Annotated in this window: 14 protein-coding genes and 1 pseudogene; 7 read left to right on the forward strand and 8 right to left on the reverse strand. The window is 64.6% G+C overall.

All coding sequences use genetic code 11. The annotated features are described in order from the left end of the window. Nucleotides 1-20 precede the first annotated feature (20 nt). Together BMX61_RS17985 and purU are read left to right on the forward strand one after the other, a co-directional pair. Nucleotides 21-1,004: an isopenicillin N synthase family dioxygenase gene (locus BMX61_RS17985; RefSeq protein WP_075625767.1), complete on the forward strand. Its 984-nt coding sequence runs from the start codon at nucleotides 21-23 to the stop codon at nucleotides 1,002-1,004. A gap of 250 nt (nucleotides 1,005-1,254) precedes the next feature. Next, nucleotides 1,255-2,175, forward strand: coding sequence for a formyltetrahydrofolate deformylase (purU, locus tag BMX61_RS17990; protein ID WP_083639216.1), 921 nt, complete (start codon nucleotides 1,255-1,257; stop codon nucleotides 2,173-2,175). Nucleotides 2,176-2,193: 18 nt separating this feature from the next. On the opposite strand, the gene BMX61_RS17995 is transcribed toward purU, so the two are convergent. From BMX61_RS17995 to BMX61_RS18005, 3 genes and pseudogenes are all read right to left on the reverse strand, one after another. Beyond that, nucleotides 2,194-2,826, reverse strand: a complete 633-nt coding sequence (locus BMX61_RS17995) for a TetR family transcriptional regulator (protein WP_075625768.1) — start codon at nucleotides 2,824-2,826, stop codon at nucleotides 2,194-2,196. 5 nt (nucleotides 2,827-2,831) lie between these two features. Further along, nucleotides 2,832-5,975, reverse strand: a complete 3,144-nt coding sequence (locus tag BMX61_RS18000) for an efflux RND transporter permease subunit (protein ID WP_075625769.1) — start codon at nucleotides 5,973-5,975, stop codon at nucleotides 2,832-2,834. Nucleotides 5,976-6,224: 249 nt separating this feature from the next. Beyond that, a pseudogene (locus BMX61_RS18005) lies at nucleotides 6,225-7,412 on the reverse strand (efflux RND transporter periplasmic adaptor subunit); the annotation flags it as partial. A 302-nt stretch (nucleotides 7,413-7,714) separates the two neighbouring features. Between BMX61_RS18005 and BMX61_RS18010 the strand changes: the two are divergent. From BMX61_RS18010 to nagA, 4 genes are all read left to right on the forward strand, one after another. Continuing rightward, nucleotides 7,715-8,599 carry a glucosamine kinase nucleotide-binding domain-containing protein gene (locus tag BMX61_RS18010; RefSeq protein ID WP_075625770.1) on the forward strand — a complete coding sequence of 295 codons (885 nt, stop codon included), beginning with the start codon at nucleotides 7,715-7,717 and terminating at the stop codon, nucleotides 8,597-8,599. A 5-nt stretch (nucleotides 8,600-8,604) separates the two neighbouring features. Then, a complete protein-coding gene (locus tag BMX61_RS18015; RefSeq protein ID WP_075625771.1) occupies nucleotides 8,605-9,372 on the forward strand; it encodes a GntR family transcriptional regulator in 768 nt (255 codons plus the stop codon). 91 nt (nucleotides 9,373-9,463) lie between these two features. Continuing rightward, nucleotides 9,464-10,489, forward strand: coding sequence for an SIS domain-containing protein (locus tag BMX61_RS18020; RefSeq protein ID WP_075625772.1), 1,026 nt, complete (start codon nucleotides 9,464-9,466; stop codon nucleotides 10,487-10,489). Next, a complete protein-coding gene (nagA, locus tag BMX61_RS18025; protein WP_075625773.1) occupies nucleotides 10,486-11,646 on the forward strand; it encodes an N-acetylglucosamine-6-phosphate deacetylase in 1,161 nt (386 codons plus the stop codon). The genes BMX61_RS18020 and nagA overlap by 4 nt, the downstream gene beginning before the upstream one ends. Before the next feature lie 79 nt (nucleotides 11,647-11,725). Here the strand turns inward: nagA and BMX61_RS18030 are convergent, their stop codons facing one another. Further along, the gene (locus tag BMX61_RS18030; RefSeq protein WP_075625813.1) at nucleotides 11,726-13,081 is read right to left on the reverse strand and encodes an amidase; all 1,356 of its coding nucleotides are present in this window, start codon (nucleotides 13,079-13,081) and stop codon (nucleotides 11,726-11,728) included. A 277-nt stretch (nucleotides 13,082-13,358) separates the two neighbouring features. Between BMX61_RS18030 and BMX61_RS18035 the strand changes: the two genes are divergently transcribed. Beyond that, nucleotides 13,359-14,105: a sulfate transporter family protein gene (locus BMX61_RS18035; protein ID WP_075625774.1), complete on the forward strand. Its 747-nt coding sequence runs from the start codon at nucleotides 13,359-13,361 to the stop codon at nucleotides 14,103-14,105. Between the two features lie 61 nt (nucleotides 14,106-14,166). Here BMX61_RS18035 and coaBC read toward each other — a convergent pair whose 3' ends face one another. From coaBC to BMX61_RS18055, 4 genes are all read right to left on the reverse strand, one after another. After that, on the reverse strand, nucleotides 14,167-15,459 hold the full coding sequence (coaBC, locus tag BMX61_RS18040; protein WP_075625775.1) for a bifunctional phosphopantothenoylcysteine decarboxylase/phosphopantothenate--cysteine ligase CoaBC: 1,293 nt from the start codon (nucleotides 15,457-15,459) through the stop codon (nucleotides 14,167-14,169). A gap of 26 nt (nucleotides 15,460-15,485) precedes the next feature. Continuing rightward, nucleotides 15,486-18,026 carry an HWE histidine kinase domain-containing protein gene (locus tag BMX61_RS18045; protein ID WP_075625776.1) on the reverse strand — a complete coding sequence of 847 codons (2,541 nt, stop codon included), beginning with the start codon at nucleotides 18,024-18,026 and terminating at the stop codon, nucleotides 15,486-15,488. Beyond that, nucleotides 18,016-18,606: a biliverdin-producing heme oxygenase gene (locus BMX61_RS18050; protein ID WP_075625777.1), complete on the reverse strand. Its 591-nt coding sequence runs from the start codon at nucleotides 18,604-18,606 to the stop codon at nucleotides 18,016-18,018. The genes BMX61_RS18045 and BMX61_RS18050 overlap by 11 nt, the downstream gene beginning before the upstream one ends. Before the next feature lie 525 nt (nucleotides 18,607-19,131). Further along, nucleotides 19,132-21,075: a MacB family efflux pump subunit gene (locus BMX61_RS18055; RefSeq protein ID WP_075625778.1), complete on the reverse strand. Its 1,944-nt coding sequence runs from the start codon at nucleotides 21,073-21,075 to the stop codon at nucleotides 19,132-19,134. Nucleotides 21,076-21,079: the final 4 nt, after the last annotated feature.

A 21,079-nucleotide genomic window follows, 5' to 3' on the forward strand; every position in this document is an offset into this window, starting at 1 on the left:
CGACAACTGGAGATACCGTGATGGCAGCCTTTACCTTTCCCGTTTTCGATCTCGGCCGGTTCGAACAGTCGGATGGCGAGGCGCGCAAGGCGCTCGGCGCCGAGGTCGACCGCATCTGCCGGGAAACCGGTTTTCTGGCGATCCGCAATCACGGGGTCGACCAGACGGTGATCGATGCGGTGTGGCAGGCGGCGCGGCGCTTTTTCGATCTGCCGGCTGAGGAGAAGCAGAAGGCGCGGGCTCCTTATAAGGGCTATCCCTATGGCTATCTCGGGCCGGAGCTCGAGGCACTTGCCCGCTCGCGCGATATCGACAGCCCGCCAGACCTGAAAGAAAGTTTCAATGGCGGCCCCTTGCGCGTGCCGGACGGCATGCATGACGAGACCGCCTTGTCCTTCTGTTATGCCGCAACGATCTGGCCAGATGCGCCGCATGGGTTCGTCGAGGCCTGGCAGACCTATTATCGAGCGATGGAAGATCTCGCGGCGCGGATCATGCGGCTCTTTGCCGTGGCGCTGCATCTGCCGGAGAACTATTTCGATGCATTTATCGACGCGCCGATCTCGGCGCTCCGGGCGCTGAACTATCCCGAGCAGCATGTTCCGCCGAAACCCGGGCAGCTGCGCGCCGGCGCCCATACCGATTATGGCAGCCTGACCATCCTCTTGCCGCAGGAAGGATCGCGCGGGCTCGAAATCATCACGCCCGATGGTCAATGGACCCCGGTGCCGCCGGTTCCAGGCGCCTTCGTCATCAATATCGGCGACCTCATGGCGCGCTGGACCAACGATCGCTGGGTCTCGACCCTGCACCGTGTCGTCAATCCCCCGGCGCAGGAAGGCGGTCTCGACCGGCGCCAATCGCTGGCCTTCTTCCACCAGCCGAACTGGATGGCCGAGATCACCGTTCTCGACGCCTGCCTTGCGGAGGGTGAGACGGCAAAATATCCCCCCGTTCTCTCCGGTCCCTATCTGATGGGCAAGTTTACCTCGACGGCGGCCTGATTGGGCATCGCTCAGATCTTGCATGGATCTTGCAATCTCTCGCGAGAATTCTTGCAAGAGGCCGGCCCTAACCTGCCCCTTTTGCCCTCTCTCTGTCAGCCTGAGAGAATGCAGGCGCCGGACGCGCGCCGCTGCTTGCCTGCGCCGGCAGCCCGCTGCTAGCCCTTGTGCGACAGGCGGCAGCGTGCGGGCCGGAGGAGGCCCCAGCCGCGGAGAGCGCGACATGCGCGAGGGATCGCAGGAGGATGGGATGCTGAGGCAAGAGGATCAAGCCGGTCATCTGGCGGCTGGAACAAGGGCGCTTGACGCTGCGGCGCAGCCCCAGCATCGTGCGATCCTCACTTTGTCCTGCGAAGATCGGCCAGGCATCGTCGCGGCGGTGACCACCGAGCTTGCGGCCATCGGCGCCAACATCGCCGAGAGCGCGCAGTTCTGGGACCGCCAGACCAACCGCTTCTTCATGCGGATCGCCGTTCAGCTTCCGTCCGGCATTGGCCGTGAGGATCTGGAGCGCTGTCTGAAGGCACCGGTCGAACGCTTCGGCCTGAAGGTGAGCCTGACGGATGGCGATCGCAAACCGCGGATCCTCATCCTGGTTTCGCGCTTCGACCATGCGCTGCTGCATCTGCTCTATCAGATCCGCGCCGGCTGGCTGCAGGCCGACGTGGTGGCCATCGTCTCCAACCATGCCGACAGCGCCCGCACGGCCGAACTCGAAGGCATTCCCTATCATCATTGGCCGGTGACGAAGGAGACCAAGGCGGAGCAGGAGGCGCGGCTTCTGGCGCTGATCCAGGAAACCGGGGCGGAGCTGGTGATCCTCGCGCGCTATATGCAGGTCTTTTCCGATGGTCTGTCGAAGCGCCTTTACGGGCGGGCGATCAACATCCACCATTCCTTCCTGCCGAGTTTCAAGGGCGCCAAGCCCTATCACCAGGCGCATGAGCGCGGGGTAAAGCTGATCGGCGCCACGGCGCATTACGTGACCGGCGATCTCGACGAGGGGCCGATCATCGAGCAGGAGACCGAGCGCGTCACCCATGATCTGAACGCGGAGGATTTCGTTGCCACCGGCCGCGATATCGAGTCACGCGTGCTGGCCCGCGCGGTCAAGCTGCATCTGGAGGCGCGCGTCATGCTGAACGGCCACAAGACCGTGGTGTTTCGCTGAGGCATCGAGGCCTTGGCTTCAGCTGCCGACCAGAGCGGCGGCGGGTTTGCGAAAGCTGTCGAACAGCCGTGCAAGGGCGGCACGGCCTTCCGTTTCGAGATCGAAATGCCGGCCGAAGAGCAGCCAATCGGTGACCAGCCCCTGCACCATCCAGTGCAAGGTGCGGGTCGCCGATTCCGGCGTCCATGAGGCCGAAAGCGTGCCCTGCGTTTCCGCCCGGCGAAAGAAGCCTGCGAACAGCGCATCATGGTCCTCGGTGATTTCGCGCTGCTTCTCCAGGACGGGCGCCAGTTCGCCGGAATAGTCGCAGCGCAAGAGGATGGTCAGGACGCGCTGGCGTTGTTCGTCCTTCGCCATGAGGCCGATCCATGTGCCGACGATCTCTTCGAGCCCGCCCAAGACATCGCGGCCCGAACAGTCGCAATCCTCGCGCACCATGTCCTCCTGGGGCATGGGCACGGCATCGGACAAGGCCAGGAACAGATCGCTCTTGCTGGCGAAGTGCCAATAGATAGCGCCACGGGTGACGCCGGCCGCCCTCGCCACCTCCTCCAGCGAGGAGGTGGACACGCCCTTTTCGTAAAAGACCCTCTCAGCCGCCGCGATGATCCGCGACCGGGTCTCTTCGGCTTCGGCCTTGGTGCGGCGCATGGCGCTTACTCGGCCGCCGCCGGCGTCGAGGCGGGCGGAGTGGCCGTGCTTTCCTTGCGCCGCCGGCCGAAGATCTTCATGACGAAGACGAAGAACACCGGCACGAAGAAGATCGCCAGGATCGTGGCCGAGATCATGCCGCCCATGACCCCGGTGCCGATGGCGCGCTGGCTGCCGGAACTTGCGCCCGAGGCGATCACCAGCGGCAGCACGCCCAGCGTGAAGGCAAGCGAGGTCATCAGGATCGGCCGGAAGCGCAGATGCGCGGCTTCGATCGTGGCATCCGCCAGCGACTTGCCGGCCTCCATCTGCTCCTTGGCGAATTCGATGATCAGGATCGCATTCTTGGCCGAGAGACCGATGATCGTGATCAGGCCTACCTTGAAGTAGACGTCGTTCGCCATGTCGCGCAGGGTCACGGCGAGCACGGCGCCGATGACGCCGAGCGGCACCACCAGCATGACCGAGACGGGGATAGACCAGCTTTCATAGAGTGCTGCGAGGCAGAGGAAGACCAGCAGGCAGGAGAGCGCGATCAGCAGAGGCGCCTGGCTGCCGGACTGGATTTCCTGCAGCGACTGGCCGGTCCATTCATAGCCGAAGCCGCGCGGCAACTGCCCCATCAGCCGCTGCATCTCGGCAATCGCGTCGCCGGAGGAATAGCCCGGCTTCGTATCGCCGCTGATGCGCACGGAGGGATAGCCGTTGTAACCCACCGTCTGGGTCGGCGCCTTGGTCCAGTCGACGCTGGCGAAGGAGGAGATCGGCACCATGCCGCCATTGGAATTGCGGACGTTGAGGTTCAGGAGATCCGCCGTCTGCATGCGCTGGTTCTGATCCGCCTGCACGGTCACGCGCTGCATGCGTCCGGCATTCGGGAAGTCGTTGACATAGGTCGAGCCGAGATTGGTCGAGATCGTCGCATTGATGTCGGCGAAGGTCACGCCGAAGGTATTGGCCTTCTCCCGGTCGATGGTGATGACCGCCTGGGCGGCGTCGGGCATGCCTTCCACGCGAACGCCCGCGAGAATTGGGCTCTGGGCGGCAAGGCCGAGCAGCTGGTCGCGTGCCTGGGCGAGCGCAGTCGTGCCGAGACCGGCGCGGTCCTGCAGGCGGAAGGAGAAGCCGCCTGTGGTGCCGAGCCCCTGGATCGGCGGCGGCGACAAAGCAAAGCTGATCGCATCCTTGATTTGCGACATGGCCATGGTCGCGCGTCCGGCAATGGCCTGGGCGGCCGATTCCGGCCCTCTTTCGCTCCAGTCCTTCAGGGTCACGAAGGCGAGGCCGGCATTCTGGCCGGCGCCGAAGAAGGAGAAGCCATTGATCGCGACGATTCGGCTGACACCTTCTTCCTTGCCGAAAATGCCCTCCGCCTGTTCTATCACCTCGTCGGTGCGGTGCCCCGTCGCTTCGGAGGGCAGCTGCATCAGCACGATGACGAAGCCCTGGTCCTCGTCCGGCAGGAAGGAGGAGGGCAGGCGGATGAACATATAGCCGAGCGCGATCAGCACGACGAGATAGATCGCCATGAAGCGCCCGGTGCGGCGGATCAGCCAGGCGACCCAGCCGGAATAGCCATGGGAGGCGCGGTCGAAGCTGCGGTTGAACCAGCCGAAGAAGCCGCGCTTTTCGTGGTGATGGCCCTTCTGCACCTGCTTGAGGAAGCTGGCGCAGAGCGCCGGCGTCAGCGACAAGGCAAGCAGCGCCGAAAACAGGATCGACACCACCATGGTCAGCGAGAACTGCCGGTAGATGACGCCGACGGCGCCGGGGAAGAAGGCCATGGGAATGAAGACCGAGGCCAGCACCAGCGTGATGCCGATGACCGCACCGGTGATCTGGCGCATGGCCTTGCGCGTCGCCTCCTTCGGCGTCAGCCCTTCCTCCGACATGATGCGCTCGACATTTTCCACGACGATGATCGCGTCGTCGACGAGAATGCCGATGGCGAGCACCATGCCGAACATGGTCAGCACATTGATGGAAAAGCCCATGGCCAACATCACCGCGCAGGTGCCGAGCAAGGCAACGGGCACGACGATGGTCGGGATCAGCGTGCAGCGGATGTTCTGCAGGAACAGGAACATCACGAGGAAGACGAGACCCACCGCTTCCAGAAGCGTATGCAGCACCTTCTCGATCGACACCTGCACGAAGGGCGAGGTGTCGTAGGGGATCGAATATTCGACGCCTGCGGGGAAGAAGGTGGCGAGCTCGTCCATGCGCGCCTTGATCGCTTCCGAGGTCGCCAGCGCATTGCCCGTCGGCGACAGCTGGACGCCGATGGCGGCCGAGGGCTGGCCGTTCAGCCGGGTGGAGAAGCCATAGCTTTCCGCGCCGACCTCGACACGCGCGACATCGCGCAGCCTGACCAGCGAGCCATCCGAATTGGCGCGCAGCACGATGGCGGCAAATTCCTCCGGCGTGGTCAGCTGGCCCTTGACCAGGACAGGCGCTGCAATCTGCTGGGTAATCGGATTGGGCTGGGCGCCGATCGAGCCGGCGGCAACCTGGGCGTTCTGCGCCCTAATGGCGGCGTTGACGTCGTCGGAAGTCAGCTTCAAGCCGACCATCTTGTCCGGATCGAGCCAGACGCGCATGGCACGTTGGCTGGCAAACAGCTGGGCACGGCCGACGCCTGGTACGCGCTGGATCTCGCTCAAAACATTTCGGTTGAGATAGTCGCCAAGGCCAATGGCGTCGAGCGAGCCATCCGTCGAGGTGAGCGAGATGATGAGCAGGAAGCCGGAGCCCGCTTCTTCCACCTGCACGCCCTGCTGGGTGACGGTGGCGGGAAGGCGCGCCTCCACCCGGCGCACGCGGTTCTGCACGTCCACGGCTGCTTGGCCCGGGTCGGTGCCGGGCTCGAAGGTGACGGTGATCTCCGCCGAGCCAGAGGCGTTCGAGGTCGACTCGAAATAGAGCATCCCCTCGACGCCGTTCAGCTCATCCTCGATCAGCCGGGTGACGCTCTGATAGGTGTCGGAGGAGGAGGCGCCGGGATAGGTGGCGCTGATCGTGATCTGCGGCGGGGCGACCTGCGGATATTGCGAGATCGGCAGTTGCGGAATGGAGAGGGCGCCGCCGACCATGATGAAGATGGCCACGACCCAGGCGAAGATCGGCCTGTCGATAAAGAAGCTGGGCATCGGGCTGATCCCTTAATTCTGGCTGTTGCCGGTTTGGCCGGCCGCATTGCCGCCCGTGTCCTGGCCCTTGCCGGCATCGCGCGCGGGCGCCGCCTCCTTGGCGGCGGGTGCAGCAGCAGACGGCTGGCCCGCCGGCGTCTGCTGATCCGGTGCTGGGCCCCCCTCTGTTGGGGCGCCTTGTGCGGCCGGGGCAGCCTTGCCGCCCGGCTGGCTGGCGGGCGCTTTACCGTCGCCCTGCGCATTGCCGCCATCGCCCTGCTGGGGCACGGTCGAGCCGCCCTCAGCCGCAGCATTTGGGTTCCATTCGCTGGGCTCCACGGCGGCACCGGGGCCGATCTTCTGCACGCCTTCGACGATGACGCGGTCGCCCGCCTTCAGCCCGTCATTGACCACCCAGCGCGCACCGAGCGTGCGGCCGAGGCCAATGGTGCGCATTTCCACCTTCTTGTCGCCATTGACGACGAAGACCTGGGCGCGGCCGCCGGCATCGCGCTGCACGGCCTGCTGGGGAATGGCGATTGCATTGCGATCGACACCCTGCTGGATCTGCACGCGCACATACATGCCCGGCAGCAGATCGCCATTGGGATTGGGAAATTCGCCGCGCAGCGTCACCTGGCCCGTCGTTTCGTCGACGGCCGCCTCGGTGAAGAGCAGCTTGCCCTTCTGCGGATAGAGCGTTCCGTCATCCAGCACGAGCTGCACTTCGGCCTCATTGTCCGCCGTCATCATCTGCCCGTCCTTCAAGGCGCGGCGCAGGCGGATCAGGTCGGTTGCCGATTGGGTGAAGTCGGCATAGACGGGGTCGAGCTGCTGAATCGTCGCCAGGTTTTCCGAGCCGGACGCGCTGACGAGCGCGCCTTCGGTGATCAGCGCGCGGCCGATCCGGCCGCTGATCGGCGCGGTGACGCTGGCATATTCGAGGTTGAGCCGCGCGGTCGCAAGGCCTGCTTCGGCCACGCGCACATCCGCCTGCGCCTGGGCAAGGAGAGCCTGCGCTTCGTCAAAGGCTTGCTGGCTGGAGACATTGGAGCGGCGCAGCTGTTCCTGACGCTCGGCGGTCTGGCGCGCCTGGAGCTGGGCGGCATGGGCCCGCTCCAGCGTTGCCTGCGCGCTTTCCACCTGCACCTGGAACGGTGCAGGATCGATGCGGTAGAGCACGTCGCCCTGCTTGACGGTCGAGCCCTGTTCGAACACGCGCTCGATGAGGATGCCGGAGACGCGCGGGCGCACCTCGGCGATCCGCGTCGCGGCGATCCGGCCGGGCAGCTCGTTGATGATCGGCAGGCTTTCCGACTTGGCGGTGACAACGGCCACCTGTGCCGGCGGCATGGCGGGCGCGGCCTGTTCCTGCTTCTGTTCCTGCTGGCAGGCAGCCAAAGCAAGCGCGGCGAGCGTGAGGGCGGTGGTGAGGCGGAGGGACCGCGTCGTTGGCATGAAAAGCTCCTTGGCATCGCGTCAAAGCGGCGCCGCAGCTCCTGCCAAGCCACGTCGCGCGCTGAATATACAAACAGGTTTGTATGTCTAAACCGGCAGCCCGCGAAACGGGGCCGCAGCGCACAATTTCGTGAGCGTGGAATGACGCAACAGGGCAGAAGAAATACAATACCAAAAACAGTCCAATTTATGCATAGATCTCCAGCATATTCGGGATTATAGCAAATCTCAGGCCTCGAGACTCCTGCTTCGTCCCGCATTTCGTGGCCAATGGTTTTTATTGGTATTGTATTGGAGGCGAGATGTCTGAGTGGATTCTGGCTGTGGATGGCGGCGGTACGAGCTGTCGCGCGGCCGTGGCCACGGCCAGCGGGCAGATCGTCGGCAGAGGTCTGAGCGGGGCCGCCAATATTCTCAGCGATCCTGCCACGGCACGCCGTCATATTCTTGCCGCCACGGAAAATGCCTGCCGGGAGGCCGGTATCGATCCAGCTATGGTTTCAAGCATGCCAGCTTTGCTCGGTCTGGCAGGATCCAATGTCGGCGATGTCGCGGCGCAGATCGCTGCCGCCCTGCCATTCGCCCGCACCGACATCGTCTCCGACGGGTTGATCGCCCTTCAGGGCGCGCTTGGCGATGCGGATGGCACCATGGCCATTCTCGGCACCGGCACGGTCTATTTCACGCGTGACGGCGGCCGGGTGCGAACCTTGGGCGGATGGGGCTTTCAGGTCGGAGACCAGGGAAGCGGCGCGTGGCTCGGCCATGCCCTTCTGCAGCAATGCCTGCTCGCCTTCGACGGCGTGCGGCCCGGCTCCGCGCTGAGCGCCGCCGTGCTCGCCGAATTCTCGGGCGATCCCGGCGCCATCGTCTCCTTCGCGCGGGCAGCCCAGCCCAGCGATTACGGCCGCTTCGCGCCCCGTGTCTTCGAAGCGCTTGCCGAGGGTGATGCCGTGGCTGCCGATCTCGTCAAAGCCGCTGCGACGGCCATCGATGCGGCGCTGGATGCGGCAGCCGGTAAAGGATCTGCGCCGATTTGCCTTCTGGGCGGGCTTTCCTCCCTTTATGCCCCGCATCTCGCCGCGCGTCATCGGGCGCGCCTCGTCGCGCCGCTGGCCGATGCGCTCACCGGCGCCGTCGCGCTTTGCGCCGCGCGGCTGACTGCCGCGGGGCAGAGGGAGGCATAGGCGACATGGGCGCGCGCTTCGAAACGATCCTGACGCGCGAGGCACTGGCTGCGGCCGGGCCAGGGCCGCTCTATCGCCGCCTGCGGCAGGTTCTGGAACAGGCCGTGACAGCAGGCCCTCTGTCTCCGGGCGATGCCCTGCCGCCCGAGCGCGATCTTGCCGAGGCCGCCGGCATCAGCCGGGTGACCCTGCGCAAGGCACTGGACGAACTGGTGCGCCAAGGCCTGTTCGAGCGCCGCCACGGCTCCGGCACCTTCGTCGCGCAGCTGAAGACGCCTGTCGGCAAGCCGGTCTCGCGCCTGACCTCGTTCACCGAGGATATGGCGCGGCGCGGCCTGCCCAGCCGGGCCGAGTGGCTGGAGCGCGGGCTTTTTCACCCCTCGCCGGATGAGATGATGGTTCTGGGCCTGAAGGCGGATGTGCTGGTGGCCCGTCTGGCTCGCCTGCGCATTGCCGATGAGGTGCCGCTGGCGGTCGAATGGGCGAGCATCGCCGCCGAAATCCTGCCGGACCCGATGCAGGTCTCCGGCTCGCTCTATGCCGAGCTGACGCGCATCGGCGCCAGGCCGGTGCGCGCCGTGCAGCGCATGTTCGCCCAAGGCCTCAAGGATGCCGATGCCGCGCTTTTGAAGGTTGCGCCGGGCTCCGCCAGTCTGGTGATCGAGCGCGTCGCCTATCTCGCCTCCGGCCGTGTCGTGGAGTTCACCCGCTCCATCTATCGCGGCGATGCCTATGATTTCGTGGCGGAGCTGACGCTGCCGGAGGCGCCATGACGCGCCTGCATGCGCCACATGTCACGCCCGCTTTGCTTTTCTACCCGCTTGCCGCCTTGACCATCTTACCCGCTCCGACAAGGACAGATCCATGACCCAGACCCATATGCGCCGCGAAATCAACGAGATCCCCGAGGCAGTTCAGCGCTTTCTCGACACGTCGGGCCAGGCTGCCGCCAAGGCTGGCGAAGCCCTGCGCGAACGTGACCCCGCCTTCGTCGTCACCGTCGCGCGCGGCTCTTCCGATCATGCGGCGCTGTTTTTGAAATATGCGATCGAGCTGACGGCCGGGCGGCCGGTGGCCTCGATCGGCCCGTCGCTCGCCTCCATCTATGGCGCGCGGTTGAAGCTGACCGGCGGTGCGGCGATCGCTATTTCGCAATCGGGCAAGAGCCCCGATATCGTCGCCTTGGCCGAGGCGGCGCGCGATGGCGGCGCGCTCGGCATTGCCCTCACCAACACCCTGCCGTCTCCCATGGCCGACGCGATGGATCACGCCATCAATATTGCCGCCGGACCGGAACTGGCCGTGGCCGCCACCAAGTCCTATGTCAATTCCATTGTCGCGGGTCTCGCGGTTCTGGCCGCCTGGACCAAGGACGAGGCCCTGGAGCGGGCGCTTGCCGCATTGCCGGGGCATCTTGCCGATGCCGTGACGCTCGACTGGAGCCGGCTTGCCGGCCCGCTGAAGGATGCCGGCTCGCTTTACATGCTTGGGCGCGGCCCGGCGCTTGCCATTGCCAATGAAGCGGCGCTGAAGTTCAAGGAGACCTCGAACCTGCATGCCGAAGCCTATTCCTCCGCCGAGGTGCTGCATGGTCCGGTGGCGCTGGTGGAGCGCGCTTTCCCTGTCATCGGCCTGGTGGCGCGCGATGCGGCAGAGAGCTCGGTCAACGAAATTCTCGACGGGCTGCAGGCCAAGGGTGCGCGCGCCTTTGCCACCTCGCATAAAGCGGCAGCGGCGACGAAGCTGCCTTTCGTGGAGACCGGCCATCCGCTGACCGATGCGCTGGCGCTGGTTGTTCCCTTCTATGGCTTCGTGGAATCCTGGTCCCGAGCCTGCGGCTTCAACCCCGATCAGCCGGTGGCGCTGAAGAAAGTGACGGAAACACGATGAGCGACCTTTATGCGATCACGGGCGCCCGCATCTTCGACGGGCAGTCCTGGCATGACGAGGGCAGGCTTCTCGTCGACCGCGGCCAGATCCTGGGCGTGGTCATGGACGAGGAAGTGCCCGCCGAAGCGACACGCATCGACGCGAGCGGCCAGCTGCTCGTGCCCGGCTTTATCGACCTGCAGGTCAATGGCGGCGGGGGCGTGCTGTTCAACGACGTGCCCGACGTCGAGGCAATCGAGCGGATCTGCGCCGCACATGCACGCTACGGCACGACGGCGCTGCTCGCCACGCTGATCACGGATGGCCTGGAGGTGCGCGCCCGCGCCATCGAAGCCGGCCATCAGGCCCGGCTTGCCCATGTCCCCGGTTTCCTCGGCCTGCATCTGGAAGGTCCGCATCTGTCGGTCGTGCGCAAGGGCGTGCATGATGCCAGCCTGATCCGGCCGATGGAGGAGCCCGATCTCGACGCCATGCTCGGCTGTGCCCATCTGGTGGATCATCTGATGGTGACGATCGCGCCTGAAAGCGTCACGCCCGAACAGGTCCGGCGTATGCGCGAGGCCGGCATCGTCGTCAGTCTCGGCCATACGGATGCGGATTACGCCACCGCGCTCAGCTATGCCGAAGCCGGCGCCACCACCGTGACCCACCTCTTCAACGCCATGAGCCCGCTTGGCCATCGCCAGCCCGGCATGGTCGGCGCGGCGCTGTCGAACGGCCAGCTCTCGGCCAGCGTGATTGCCGATGGCTTCCATGTCGATGCCGCCTCCATCGGCATTGCGCTCAGGGCGAAGATGGGGCCGGGGCGCATCTTTCTCGTCACCGACGCCATGTCGACCATCGGCTCCGAACTGTCCGGCTTCCTGCTCAACGGACGGGAGATCTTCCGCAAGGATGGCCGGCTAACGCTTGAGAACGGCACGCTGGCCGGCGCGGATATCGATATGCTCTCCTCCGTCCTGTTCCTTTATGAAACAGTTGGCATATCGCTGGAGGAAGCGCTGCGGATGGCCTCAAGCTATCCGGCGGATGTCATGGGCATTTCGGCGCGCAAGGGTCGGCTCCTGCCGGGGCTCGATGCCGACTTCGTGCTTTTGACCGCCGATCTCGACATGGTCGCCACCTATGTTGGCGGCAAGGAAGTCTATCGCGCCTGAACACGTCCAGCATCGTGCGTTCTACAAAGCGCACGATGCTGTCTTTGATCTCATGGACGATACGTTCAAGCGGCCCGCTTCAGGCGGCGCCGCGAATATCCTCTTCCAGCGCCATGGCGACCGACAGAAGCTGGTCGTCCTGGTTGCGCGGTGCGGCCAGCTGGAAGCCGACGGGCATGCCGCCCGCACCCTTGCCGCAGGGAATGGAGATGCAGCACATTTCCAGGAAATTGCCGATCAGCGTGTTGCGCAGGGTCATCGCATTGGTGTGATGGAAGAGCTCGTCATCGAGCAGGAGCGGCGCCATAGGCGGCGCGACATGCGCGACGGTCGGGTGAGCCAGCATCTCTCCCGGCTTGAGCAGGTTGTTGAAGTCCACGATCAGCTGTTCGCGTGCAGCCTGCATGGCCATGTAGTCGCTGAGGCCGATGCGCTCGCCCTGGCGGGCACGCGAGACCATTCGCTGGTCCATCTCCACGACATTCGGCCCAGTCAGGCGTTCCCGGTGCAGCACGAAGGCCTGGGCGGCGGCCAAGGCGCCATGGCGGCCCATCAGCTCGAAAATTGTGGCGAAGCAGGGGAAATCCCGCCGCTCGACCTCGATGCCAGAAGCCTCGATGCGGGCGATGGCTGCTTCGAAGGCTGCGACCACGCCGGGTTCCGCATTGTCGAAAACGATATTGACCGGCACCACGAGCCGCACCTTCGACGGCGGTTCGCGCAATGTCATCCCATCCACGGCGCCCCGCAGGCCTGCATCCACCACCAGCGCATCGCGCACGCTGCGCGTCAGGGGCCCCAGTGCATCCAGGCTGATGGCCAGCGGAAACACCCCGCGCATGGAATAGCGTCCGCGCGTCGCCTTATAGCCCACCAGGCCGTTGAACGCGGCGGGAATGCGGATCGATCCGCCCGTATCGCTGCCCATGGCCACCGGCACCAGACCCGCAGCCACCGCCGCCGCCGAACCTGAAGAGGAGCCGCCGGGAATGCGCGGCACATCGGTGGAGCAGGGATTGACCGGCGTGCCGTAATGCGGATTGATGCCGAGGCCGGAAAAAGCAAACTCGCTCATATTCGTTCGGCCGATCGAAATCATGCCGGCTTCCGCAAGGCTGGAAACGGTATCCGCATCGGCCTGGGCCGGGCGCTGGCTGAGCATGATCGTCGAGCCGGCGGTCGTGACCATGCCGCGCATGTCGAACAGATCCTTCCAGGCGATCGGGATGCCATCGAGGAGGCCTTGGGAGCGGCCGGTCGACAAACGCGCGCGTGCGGCAGCTGCCTCTTTCAAGGCGCGCTCGCGACTGAGCGTGACGAAGATGCCGGTGTGATCGTTTTGCGCGATACGTGCATAGATCGCTTCGGTAAGATTGACGGGGCAGAGCAGCCCGGACTGCAAAAGCACCGCAAGGCCGCAGAGGGAATGTCCCATGACCTCTTCTGCGGGAATGTCTCCGGCCTCTCCTTCGTAGGAGAGGGCCGCACCGCCATGATGCCCGCGCTTGACCAGGCTCAACTTGGAGCTCAGGGCCGAGTATTTCGTCACGATTTCGTCTCCTGGCACCGGTATAGTTTGATTTCCCTAAATAAGGAAAGACTCGAAGTGTTGAAGTTTTCGCCTGATCTGGCCTTGTCTGTCGCACACTGCGATTTAATTTTAAAGGCGTATGTTTCGTATTGTGTCGTCTTCGGGCCAATGGAAGAGCAGAATGGTTATTGAATCGGCACGTCGTTCTTTAATCAATTTGTTTGCGTCGCAAACGAGGTCAGTTTTCTGGAAGGTTATCGGGCTAACTCTTCTCATTCTGGCCGCATTATGGTTCGTCTTGCGCGAGTTATTCATGACTTACGCAATGCCCTATTTAACTCAGTGGCTTCCTGATCTCGCAGGCTGGGAAGGCTGGGTGGTGTTTGTGGCGGCCATTCTGGCTGGACTTGGGCTGGCCTTGGCGCTTGCGCTCCTGATCGCGCCATCGACGGCGCTGGTCGCGGGCTTCTTCTTGGACGATATTGCCGAAGACATCGAGCGGCGTGCTTATCCTGACGATCCGGTGGGTCAGCCGCTTCCTTTAGGCGAGGCGATCGCGGGGACGATCAAATTCTTCGGTATCGTCGTGCTCGGCAATCTCATCGCGCTGCTGCTTCTGCTCCTGCCGGGCGTGAATCTCGTCGCCTTCTTCCTGGTCAACGGCTATCTTCTAGGGCGCGAATATTTCGAATTCGCCGCCATGCGCTATCGGCAGCCCCATGAGGCACGGCTTTTCCGGGCGCGTCATAGCGGCACCGTCTTCCTGGCCGGGATGCTGGTCGCGGCCTTTCTCGCCGTGCCGATCCTCAACCTGCTGACGCCGCTCTTTGCCGCGGGGCTGATGGTTCATTTGCACAAGGCCCTGTCGGCGCGCGACGCCGGTCGGCTGGGACGACCACCGGCGCAGCCCGCCTTTCCGACCCGCTGACGGGTCAGCGTGCCGATGGAGCGGACGCCTGCCGCCGCACCGTTTCGCTATTCCGCTCTGATCAGCTCTTTGAAATCAGACGCTCGGCAATCACGCGGGCAAGCCGTTCGGCCACGGTGGCCTTGTCCATGTCGGGCCAGTGCTCGACGCCATCGCGGGAAATCAGCGTCACCTGATTGTGCTCCCCGCCCATGATGCCGGTCCGCGGGCTCACATCATTGGCGACGATCAGATCGGCACCCTTGCGCTCGAGCTTGTCCCGGCCGTTGGCGAGCACGGACTGGGTTTCGGCGGCAAAGCCGACGACGACGGCTGGCCTCTCTGCATGGTGGCCGATGGTTTTCAGAATATCCGGATTTTCGGTCAGGATCAGCGCGGGCGCGGCGTCACCCGGCGCCTTCTTGATTTTCTGATCCGACAGGCTCTCCACCCGCCAGTCCGCCACGGCCGCCACCATCACGGCGATATCGGCCGGCAGGCTGGTCATGACGGCATCGAGCATCTCCCGCGCGGTTTCGACATGACGAACCCGCACATTGGCCGGGTCTGGGATTGCCACCGGCCCGCTGACGAGGGTCACCTCGGCGCCGAGGCCGGCAAGAGCTGCGGCGATCGCGTGGCCCTGGCGGCCGGACGAGCGGTTGGCGATATAGCGCACGGGGTCGATCGGCTCATGCGTCGGCCCGGAAGTCACGACCGCGCGCCGGCCGGCAAGCGGCTTATCCACCTGCGTGGACGCCTTTTCTGCCGGCCCCGCGGCCAGTGGCGGCTCGATCAGGCGCGCGGCGGCGAGGGCGATATCGGCCGGCTCGCTCATCCGCCCTTCGCCACGCTCGCCGCTCTCGGCCATCTCGCCAATGGCGGGGCCCACCACATGCACGCCGTCGTCGCGAAGAAGGGCAAGATTACGTCGGGTCGGCGCCTTTGCCCACATGACCGGGTTCATGGCCGGAGCAATCAGCACCGGCCGGTTGGTCGCCAAGAGCACGGTGGAAGCCAGATCGTCTGCCAGGCCATGGGCCATCTTGGCCATGAGGTCTGCCGTGGCAGGCGCGACGAGAACGAGGTCGCAGTCGCGCGCCAGCCGGATATGACCGACATCCTGCTCGTCCTCTCGGGAGAAGAGATCGACGAAGACCTTGTCCGCCGCCAGCGCGCCGACAGCCAGCGGGGTGATGAAGGCTTGGGCCCCTTCGGTCATGATCGGCCGGACTGCTGCGCCGGCTGCGCGCAGGCGACGGATCAGATCGAGGCTCTTATAGGCGGCAATCCCGCCGGCAATGATGAGGAGCACCCGCCGGCCTGCAAGGCCGCGCAGCGACGTGTCATCCTGCGCCTGCGATCGCTCGTCCATGCCGTGTCCTCCGCCCGGATCCGGGATCAATTCTCCGGCTTGGCAGCTCCGATGGCGGCGGCGATCGCCCGGGTGAGCGATATGCTGTCATAGGGCTTGCGTACGACCGGAACGCCCGCAAAGGCGCCAGGGATCATCGTGCTATTGCCGTATCCCGTGGCGAAAAGGAAGGGGGTGGCCGTCTTGAGCAGCATCTCCGCCACTTCGATCGAAGTACCCGCGCCGAGATTGACGTCGAGAATTGCGACATCGGGGCGGAAGGTCTCGAGTTTGGTCAGCGCATCCAGGGCGGAGGCCGCGGTCACCACGTGATCGACGCCCGCATCGGCCAGCATGGCTTCGACATCCATGGCAATCAGCATCTGGTCTTCCACCAAAAGCACGCGCGTGCCGGGATCCAGCTGGGTGGTCATGCGCGACGGATCGGCGTCGAGGTGGCTGCCGGCGGGATCGGCCGGCGTGATGACGACGTGGCGCGCGGGAACACGGAACATCGCCTCTACGCCGCTGCGCGCATAGGTCACGCTGCTCTGGCCGCCGAGATCATAAGGCAGGCTGCGATCGATCAGCGCCGTGCCGAAACCGATACGCGTGGGCGGAGAGACGAGCGGACCGCCGCTTTCGCGCCAGTGCATCACGCAGTCGCCTTCCACGCTCTCTTCCCAGGTGATCGTCAGCTTTCCGCCGGCCTTTGACAGCGCCCCATATTTGGCGGCATTGGTCGACAGTTCATGCAGCACCAGCGCCATGACCGAAAAGGCCCTGGAGTCGAGAAGGACGCGTGGCCCACTCATGGTGATCGACTCGGGATTCTGCCGGTAGGGCGTCAGTTCCGCATCCAGCAGATCCGAAAGCACGCCGCCGCCATCGCCGCGCACCACCTGGTCATGGGCAAAAGAGAGCGCCTGGATCCGACCTTTCAGCGACTGGACATAGTCCTCGATGCCGCGATCCTTGCCCACGGGCTGGCTGACCAGCGATTTGATCAAGGCGAGAATGTTCTTGACGCGGTGGTTCAGCTCTTCGTTGAGCATGCGCTGGCGCACATCGGCGCGGCTGCGCTCCTCGGCCATCAGCTCGCTGTGGCGCAGACCGATCTCGACGAGGGCCGAGCGCGTGACCTCGGCAATCTCACGCTCAGCCTCGTTCCAGGCGCGCGCCTGCAGGTGGACGGTCTCCTTCCAGATGGCAAAGCTCTTGCGCGGGGTCAGCCGGTCGCCCAGCGGTCCGACCTCATAGGTCTTGGTCGGATCGCCGGCCCAGTCCAGCGTCTGGAGAAATTCCTTTCGGAAGAAGAACAGATAGTCGCGCGGTATCTGCGTCAGCGGAACGGCCAGCACACCGGCGGCCTGGGCGCTGTAGGCTTCCGCCTCGGGCAGACGCTGTGCCAGAGAGTGGGTTGCCCAGACGCGGCCTTCGGCAACCGTGCCCATCAGCCTGACGATGTTGGGCATGGCGGAGGCCGGCGGCGCGGAACCGGCGATCGTCCAGGTGCCGTTGAGCCAAAGGCCAACGCCGTCGCAGGGCATCAATGTCGCGAAATCCGCCAGACTTTCCTTCAACAGCGCGCCGACGTCGCCATGGTGCGAGGCAATGCGCAGGAAGCGGTCGAGCGAGGCGCGGGCATGGCTGGCGGTTTCCAGCTTTTCCTTCTGCTTCAGCGATTGAAGATGCAGCGAAAAGAATTCGCCGAACATTTCCGCTGCAACACGATGCGCCATGCCGAGCACGCGCGGCTGGTAATGATGGCAGGCGATCAGGCCCCAGAGCTTGCCGTCGATCAGGATCGAAATCGACATGGAGGCCGAAACACCCATATTGCGCAGATACTCGCAATGAACGGGCGAGACGCTGCGCAGATGCACATAGGACAGGTCCAGAGGCTCGCCGGACATGTCGATCATGGGCTCGATCGGCACGCGGATCGCATCGACATCGCCGATGATACGGATCGTGTTTCGGACGTAAAGTTCACGCGCTTGGCGCGGAATATCGCCGGCAGGGAAATACTGACCGAGGAAGCTTTCGAGATCGCCACGTCTGGCTTCGGCGGCCACGCGGCCGGCTCCGTCCTCCTCGAAGCGATAGACCATGACCCGGTCATAGCCGAGCATGCCGCGCACCAGGCGCGCCGCCTGGCGAATCAGAATGTCGGTCTCCATGATGTCGCTGATGCGGCCGATCAGCATACGCGCCATCTGCAACGGCTGGCCGGCCGATTCGGGCTCAAGCTCGATGGTGACGATCGACTTGTAGAGATGAACGGCGACGTCGAAGCTGCCGCGGCTGGTTTGCAAACCCTGAAGCAGGGCCGGCCGTGCGCCTTCGCGCAAGGCAGCCACGACATTGCGCAGCGTATGCGCCGCATCATAGCCGAGCACGTCTTCAAGCATCATGCCGTTGACGGACGTCTCGATGCCGATCACGGCGGCAAGATTGAGCGAATGGCGCAGGATCTTGCCGGCACGGGCATCGAGCGCCAGCAGGCAGCCATGGGGCTGGACGCTGCCAAGCAGATGGATGGGCTCACGGTCGCAATTGGTCAGATCGACAGTATCATGCGCCATGGAACGCCCGCCTGAAAGCTGTCTGCGCGGCGGCGAAAGCCGCGCGCGAGGCCAGAGCGATCTCGTCGATTTCAATGGCGTCGGCGGCTTCGAGCGCTTGGAGGAAGCGCGACCAGCGATCGTTTCGCTCGGCCTGGGCTGCCAGATGGCGCGCGCCATGATCAGGCCCAAGGCCCAAGGCCTGCGCACGCTTGTAAAGAAGCCGGGCGCCGAGATTGGAGCCCTCGAGAACATAGAGCGTGCCGAACAGCGCGGCGGCGGAGGTCGCACCCTCGAAGTGCTGCGTCTCTTCCGTGCCGGGCTCTTCCTGCGATGTCATGCCAAGATCGTCCTGGTCCTGCCGGATCAGCAGGCCGAAATCCTGCGGACGCAGCCCCTCCAAGGCCAACGGCCAGACGGCTTGGCGCAGCTTTGCTTCCAGCGGCAGGCGAAAGCCGCCAATGCCCGCAAGATAACGCCGATAGGACTCGAGGCTGTCGAAGGGGCCGATCATCCGGTCGAGTGCGTCGTGTGCTTCGGCCGTGCGGGCGCGCAGGAGGAAGCGCCGGCTTTGGCCGGCTTCGGTCGAAAGAGAAGACACAGGTCAGTCATGTTCCAAAGCGCTGCCAAACATTTTCTAATGCGGCGGCCGCGTTTTTGTTCCCGAGCCGCTGCATTTTATAGTCCGAACTCCGGCCCCTCTATCCTCTTGCTGATCCAAGGCCCTGTAGCCTCGCCTTATGCGTTGTTAAGACAGGCAACGGCACGAGAATGCCCCCGGATCATGAAGACGTCACAGGGCCTGTTCGGCCGGGTTCTGTCGTTCAAAGACCTTGCAATGACCTCCAATGTCAAAACAAAGATCTTGCCCATGAACACGACACGGAAGGATCGCGACATGTTTTGGAATGACGGAGCGTAAGACGACAGATCTCTTCCGATGCTTGCGCTGCGGGCATCGATTGTCCCGCGCGTCTCTACTGCAAAACGCTGCGGATCGAAATCCCCTTCCCACGCAAAATCTTTCCACCTTAGGCGTGTGGATGGCAGACATGGAAAGAGCCGGCGCGACGACCGGGCGCATCTCGTTGTCGTCGATCCACGCGTCAGGCCGGCTTGGTGATTCTTACACCGAGGCAAGCGCGACGGCCGGCTGCAGGCGAGAGGCATTGCGGGCCGGCAGATAGCCGAACACCAGGCCGGTCAGGAAAGCACTGCCAAAAGCCAGAATTACCGGTCCAGGCGCAAAGCTGACGGGCACGCCGAAGAGCTGGGCCACGCCGCCGATCGACAGGCCGAGCGCGATGCCGATCAGACCGCCGAGCGCCGAGACCACCAGGGCCTCGACGATGAACTGGGTGAGGATATCGCGCGCGCGGGCGCCGGTGGCCATGCGGATGCCGATTTCGCGGGTGCGCTCCGTCACGCTGACCAGCATGATGTTCATCACCCCGATGCCACCGACCACAAGCGAGATGGCCGCAATCGAGCCGAGGAAAATCTTCAGCACATTGGAGGTCTCGGTGAAGGTTTCGCGGATCGCCGCCATATTGGTGATCTGCGTGTCCTGCCGCTTGTGCCTGTCGTCGAGCAGCGCCTGGATCTGGTCTTGGGTCACGTTGATGGCACTGTCGTCCTTCACCTGCACGGTGATGGAGCGGACGTTGCGCGCTCCGAACAGGCGCAGATTACCGGTGGAGAGCGGCACCAGAACGGTGTCGTCCTGATCCTGCCCGCCGGCTGTCGCGCCCTTCTTGGCCATCACGCCGATGACCTGAAAGGGGATGTTCTTGATCAGGATATACTGGCCGAGTGCCGTGCCCCCGTCGGGAAACAGCGTGTCGGCTACTGTCTGGCCGATGACCGCCACTGGCGCATAGCTTGTCATATCCTCTGTATTGAGGAAGCTGCCGGCGCCGACTTCCCAGGATTTGGCCGCGGGAAATTGCGGCACGGTGCCGTTGACCGTAGTCTGCGTATCGCGATTGCCGGCGCGCACGGTCAACGTACTCGACATTTCCGGGACCGCGAAGGCGACGTTCGGCAGCTCCAGAATCGCATCGGCATCCGACGGGACGAGCGAGACGATGCTGCCGCCATCGCCGCCACGGAAATTGGCCATGTTCGGCCTGACGATCAGGAGATCGGAGCCCATGGCGGCAATGCGGCTCAAGACCGATTGCTGCGCGCCGTTGCCGATCGCCAGCATGGCGACGACCGAGGACACGCCGATGACGATGCCGAGCAGCGTCAACACGGTGCGGAAGAGATTGGCGCGCAGCGCCCGCATCGACATGCGCACGGCTTCGAACACATCCGCGACGACCGCGGAGGCGGCCTCGGCACCGATGGCTTCTGGCCCTTTGGGATTGGCGCGGGGCAGGGGACGCAGCCGCCGGTCGGCAACGATCTGCCCATCGCGGATCTCGATCACGCGGTCGGCCGATTCGGCCAGTTCAGGCGCGTGGGTGATGATGATCACGGTGTGGCCTTCGGCATGCATCTGCCGGAGCGTGGCCAGAACATCGCGTCCGCTCCGAGAGTCCAGCGCGCCGGTCGGCTCGTCGGCCAGGATGATCTGGCCACCATTCATCAGCGCGCGGGCAATCGAGACGCGCTGCTGCTGGCCGCCGGAAAGCTGGTTGGGCAGATGATCCAGCCGGTCGCCCAGCCCGAGCCGCTCCAGAAGCGCGCCGGCACGTTCGCGTCGGGCTTCGGCCGGCAGGCCAGCATAGATGGCAGGGATCTCGACATTTTCTTCCGCGCTCGCCGTCGGCACGAGATTGTAGGACTGGAAGACGAAGCCGAACATCCGCCGGCGCCGCTCTGCCAGCTCGTCCGGGGAAAAATCGGACACGTCCTCGCCATCGAGCAGATACTGGCCCGACGTCGGCCGGTCGAGGCAGCCGAGAATGGTCATCAGCGTCGACTTGCCGGAGCCGGACTGGCCGATAATGGCGACGAAATCGCCGGCCTCGATATCGAGCGAGACATCTTTCAGCGCGTGGACAGGCACCTCACCCGAAGTGAAGGTCTTGCGGATGGATTTGAGCGATATGAGTGGAGTCATCAAA

This window comes from Xaviernesmea oryzae (assembly GCF_900109605.1).
Classification (GTDB): domain Bacteria; phylum Pseudomonadota; class Alphaproteobacteria; order Rhizobiales; family Rhizobiaceae; genus Xaviernesmea; species Xaviernesmea oryzae.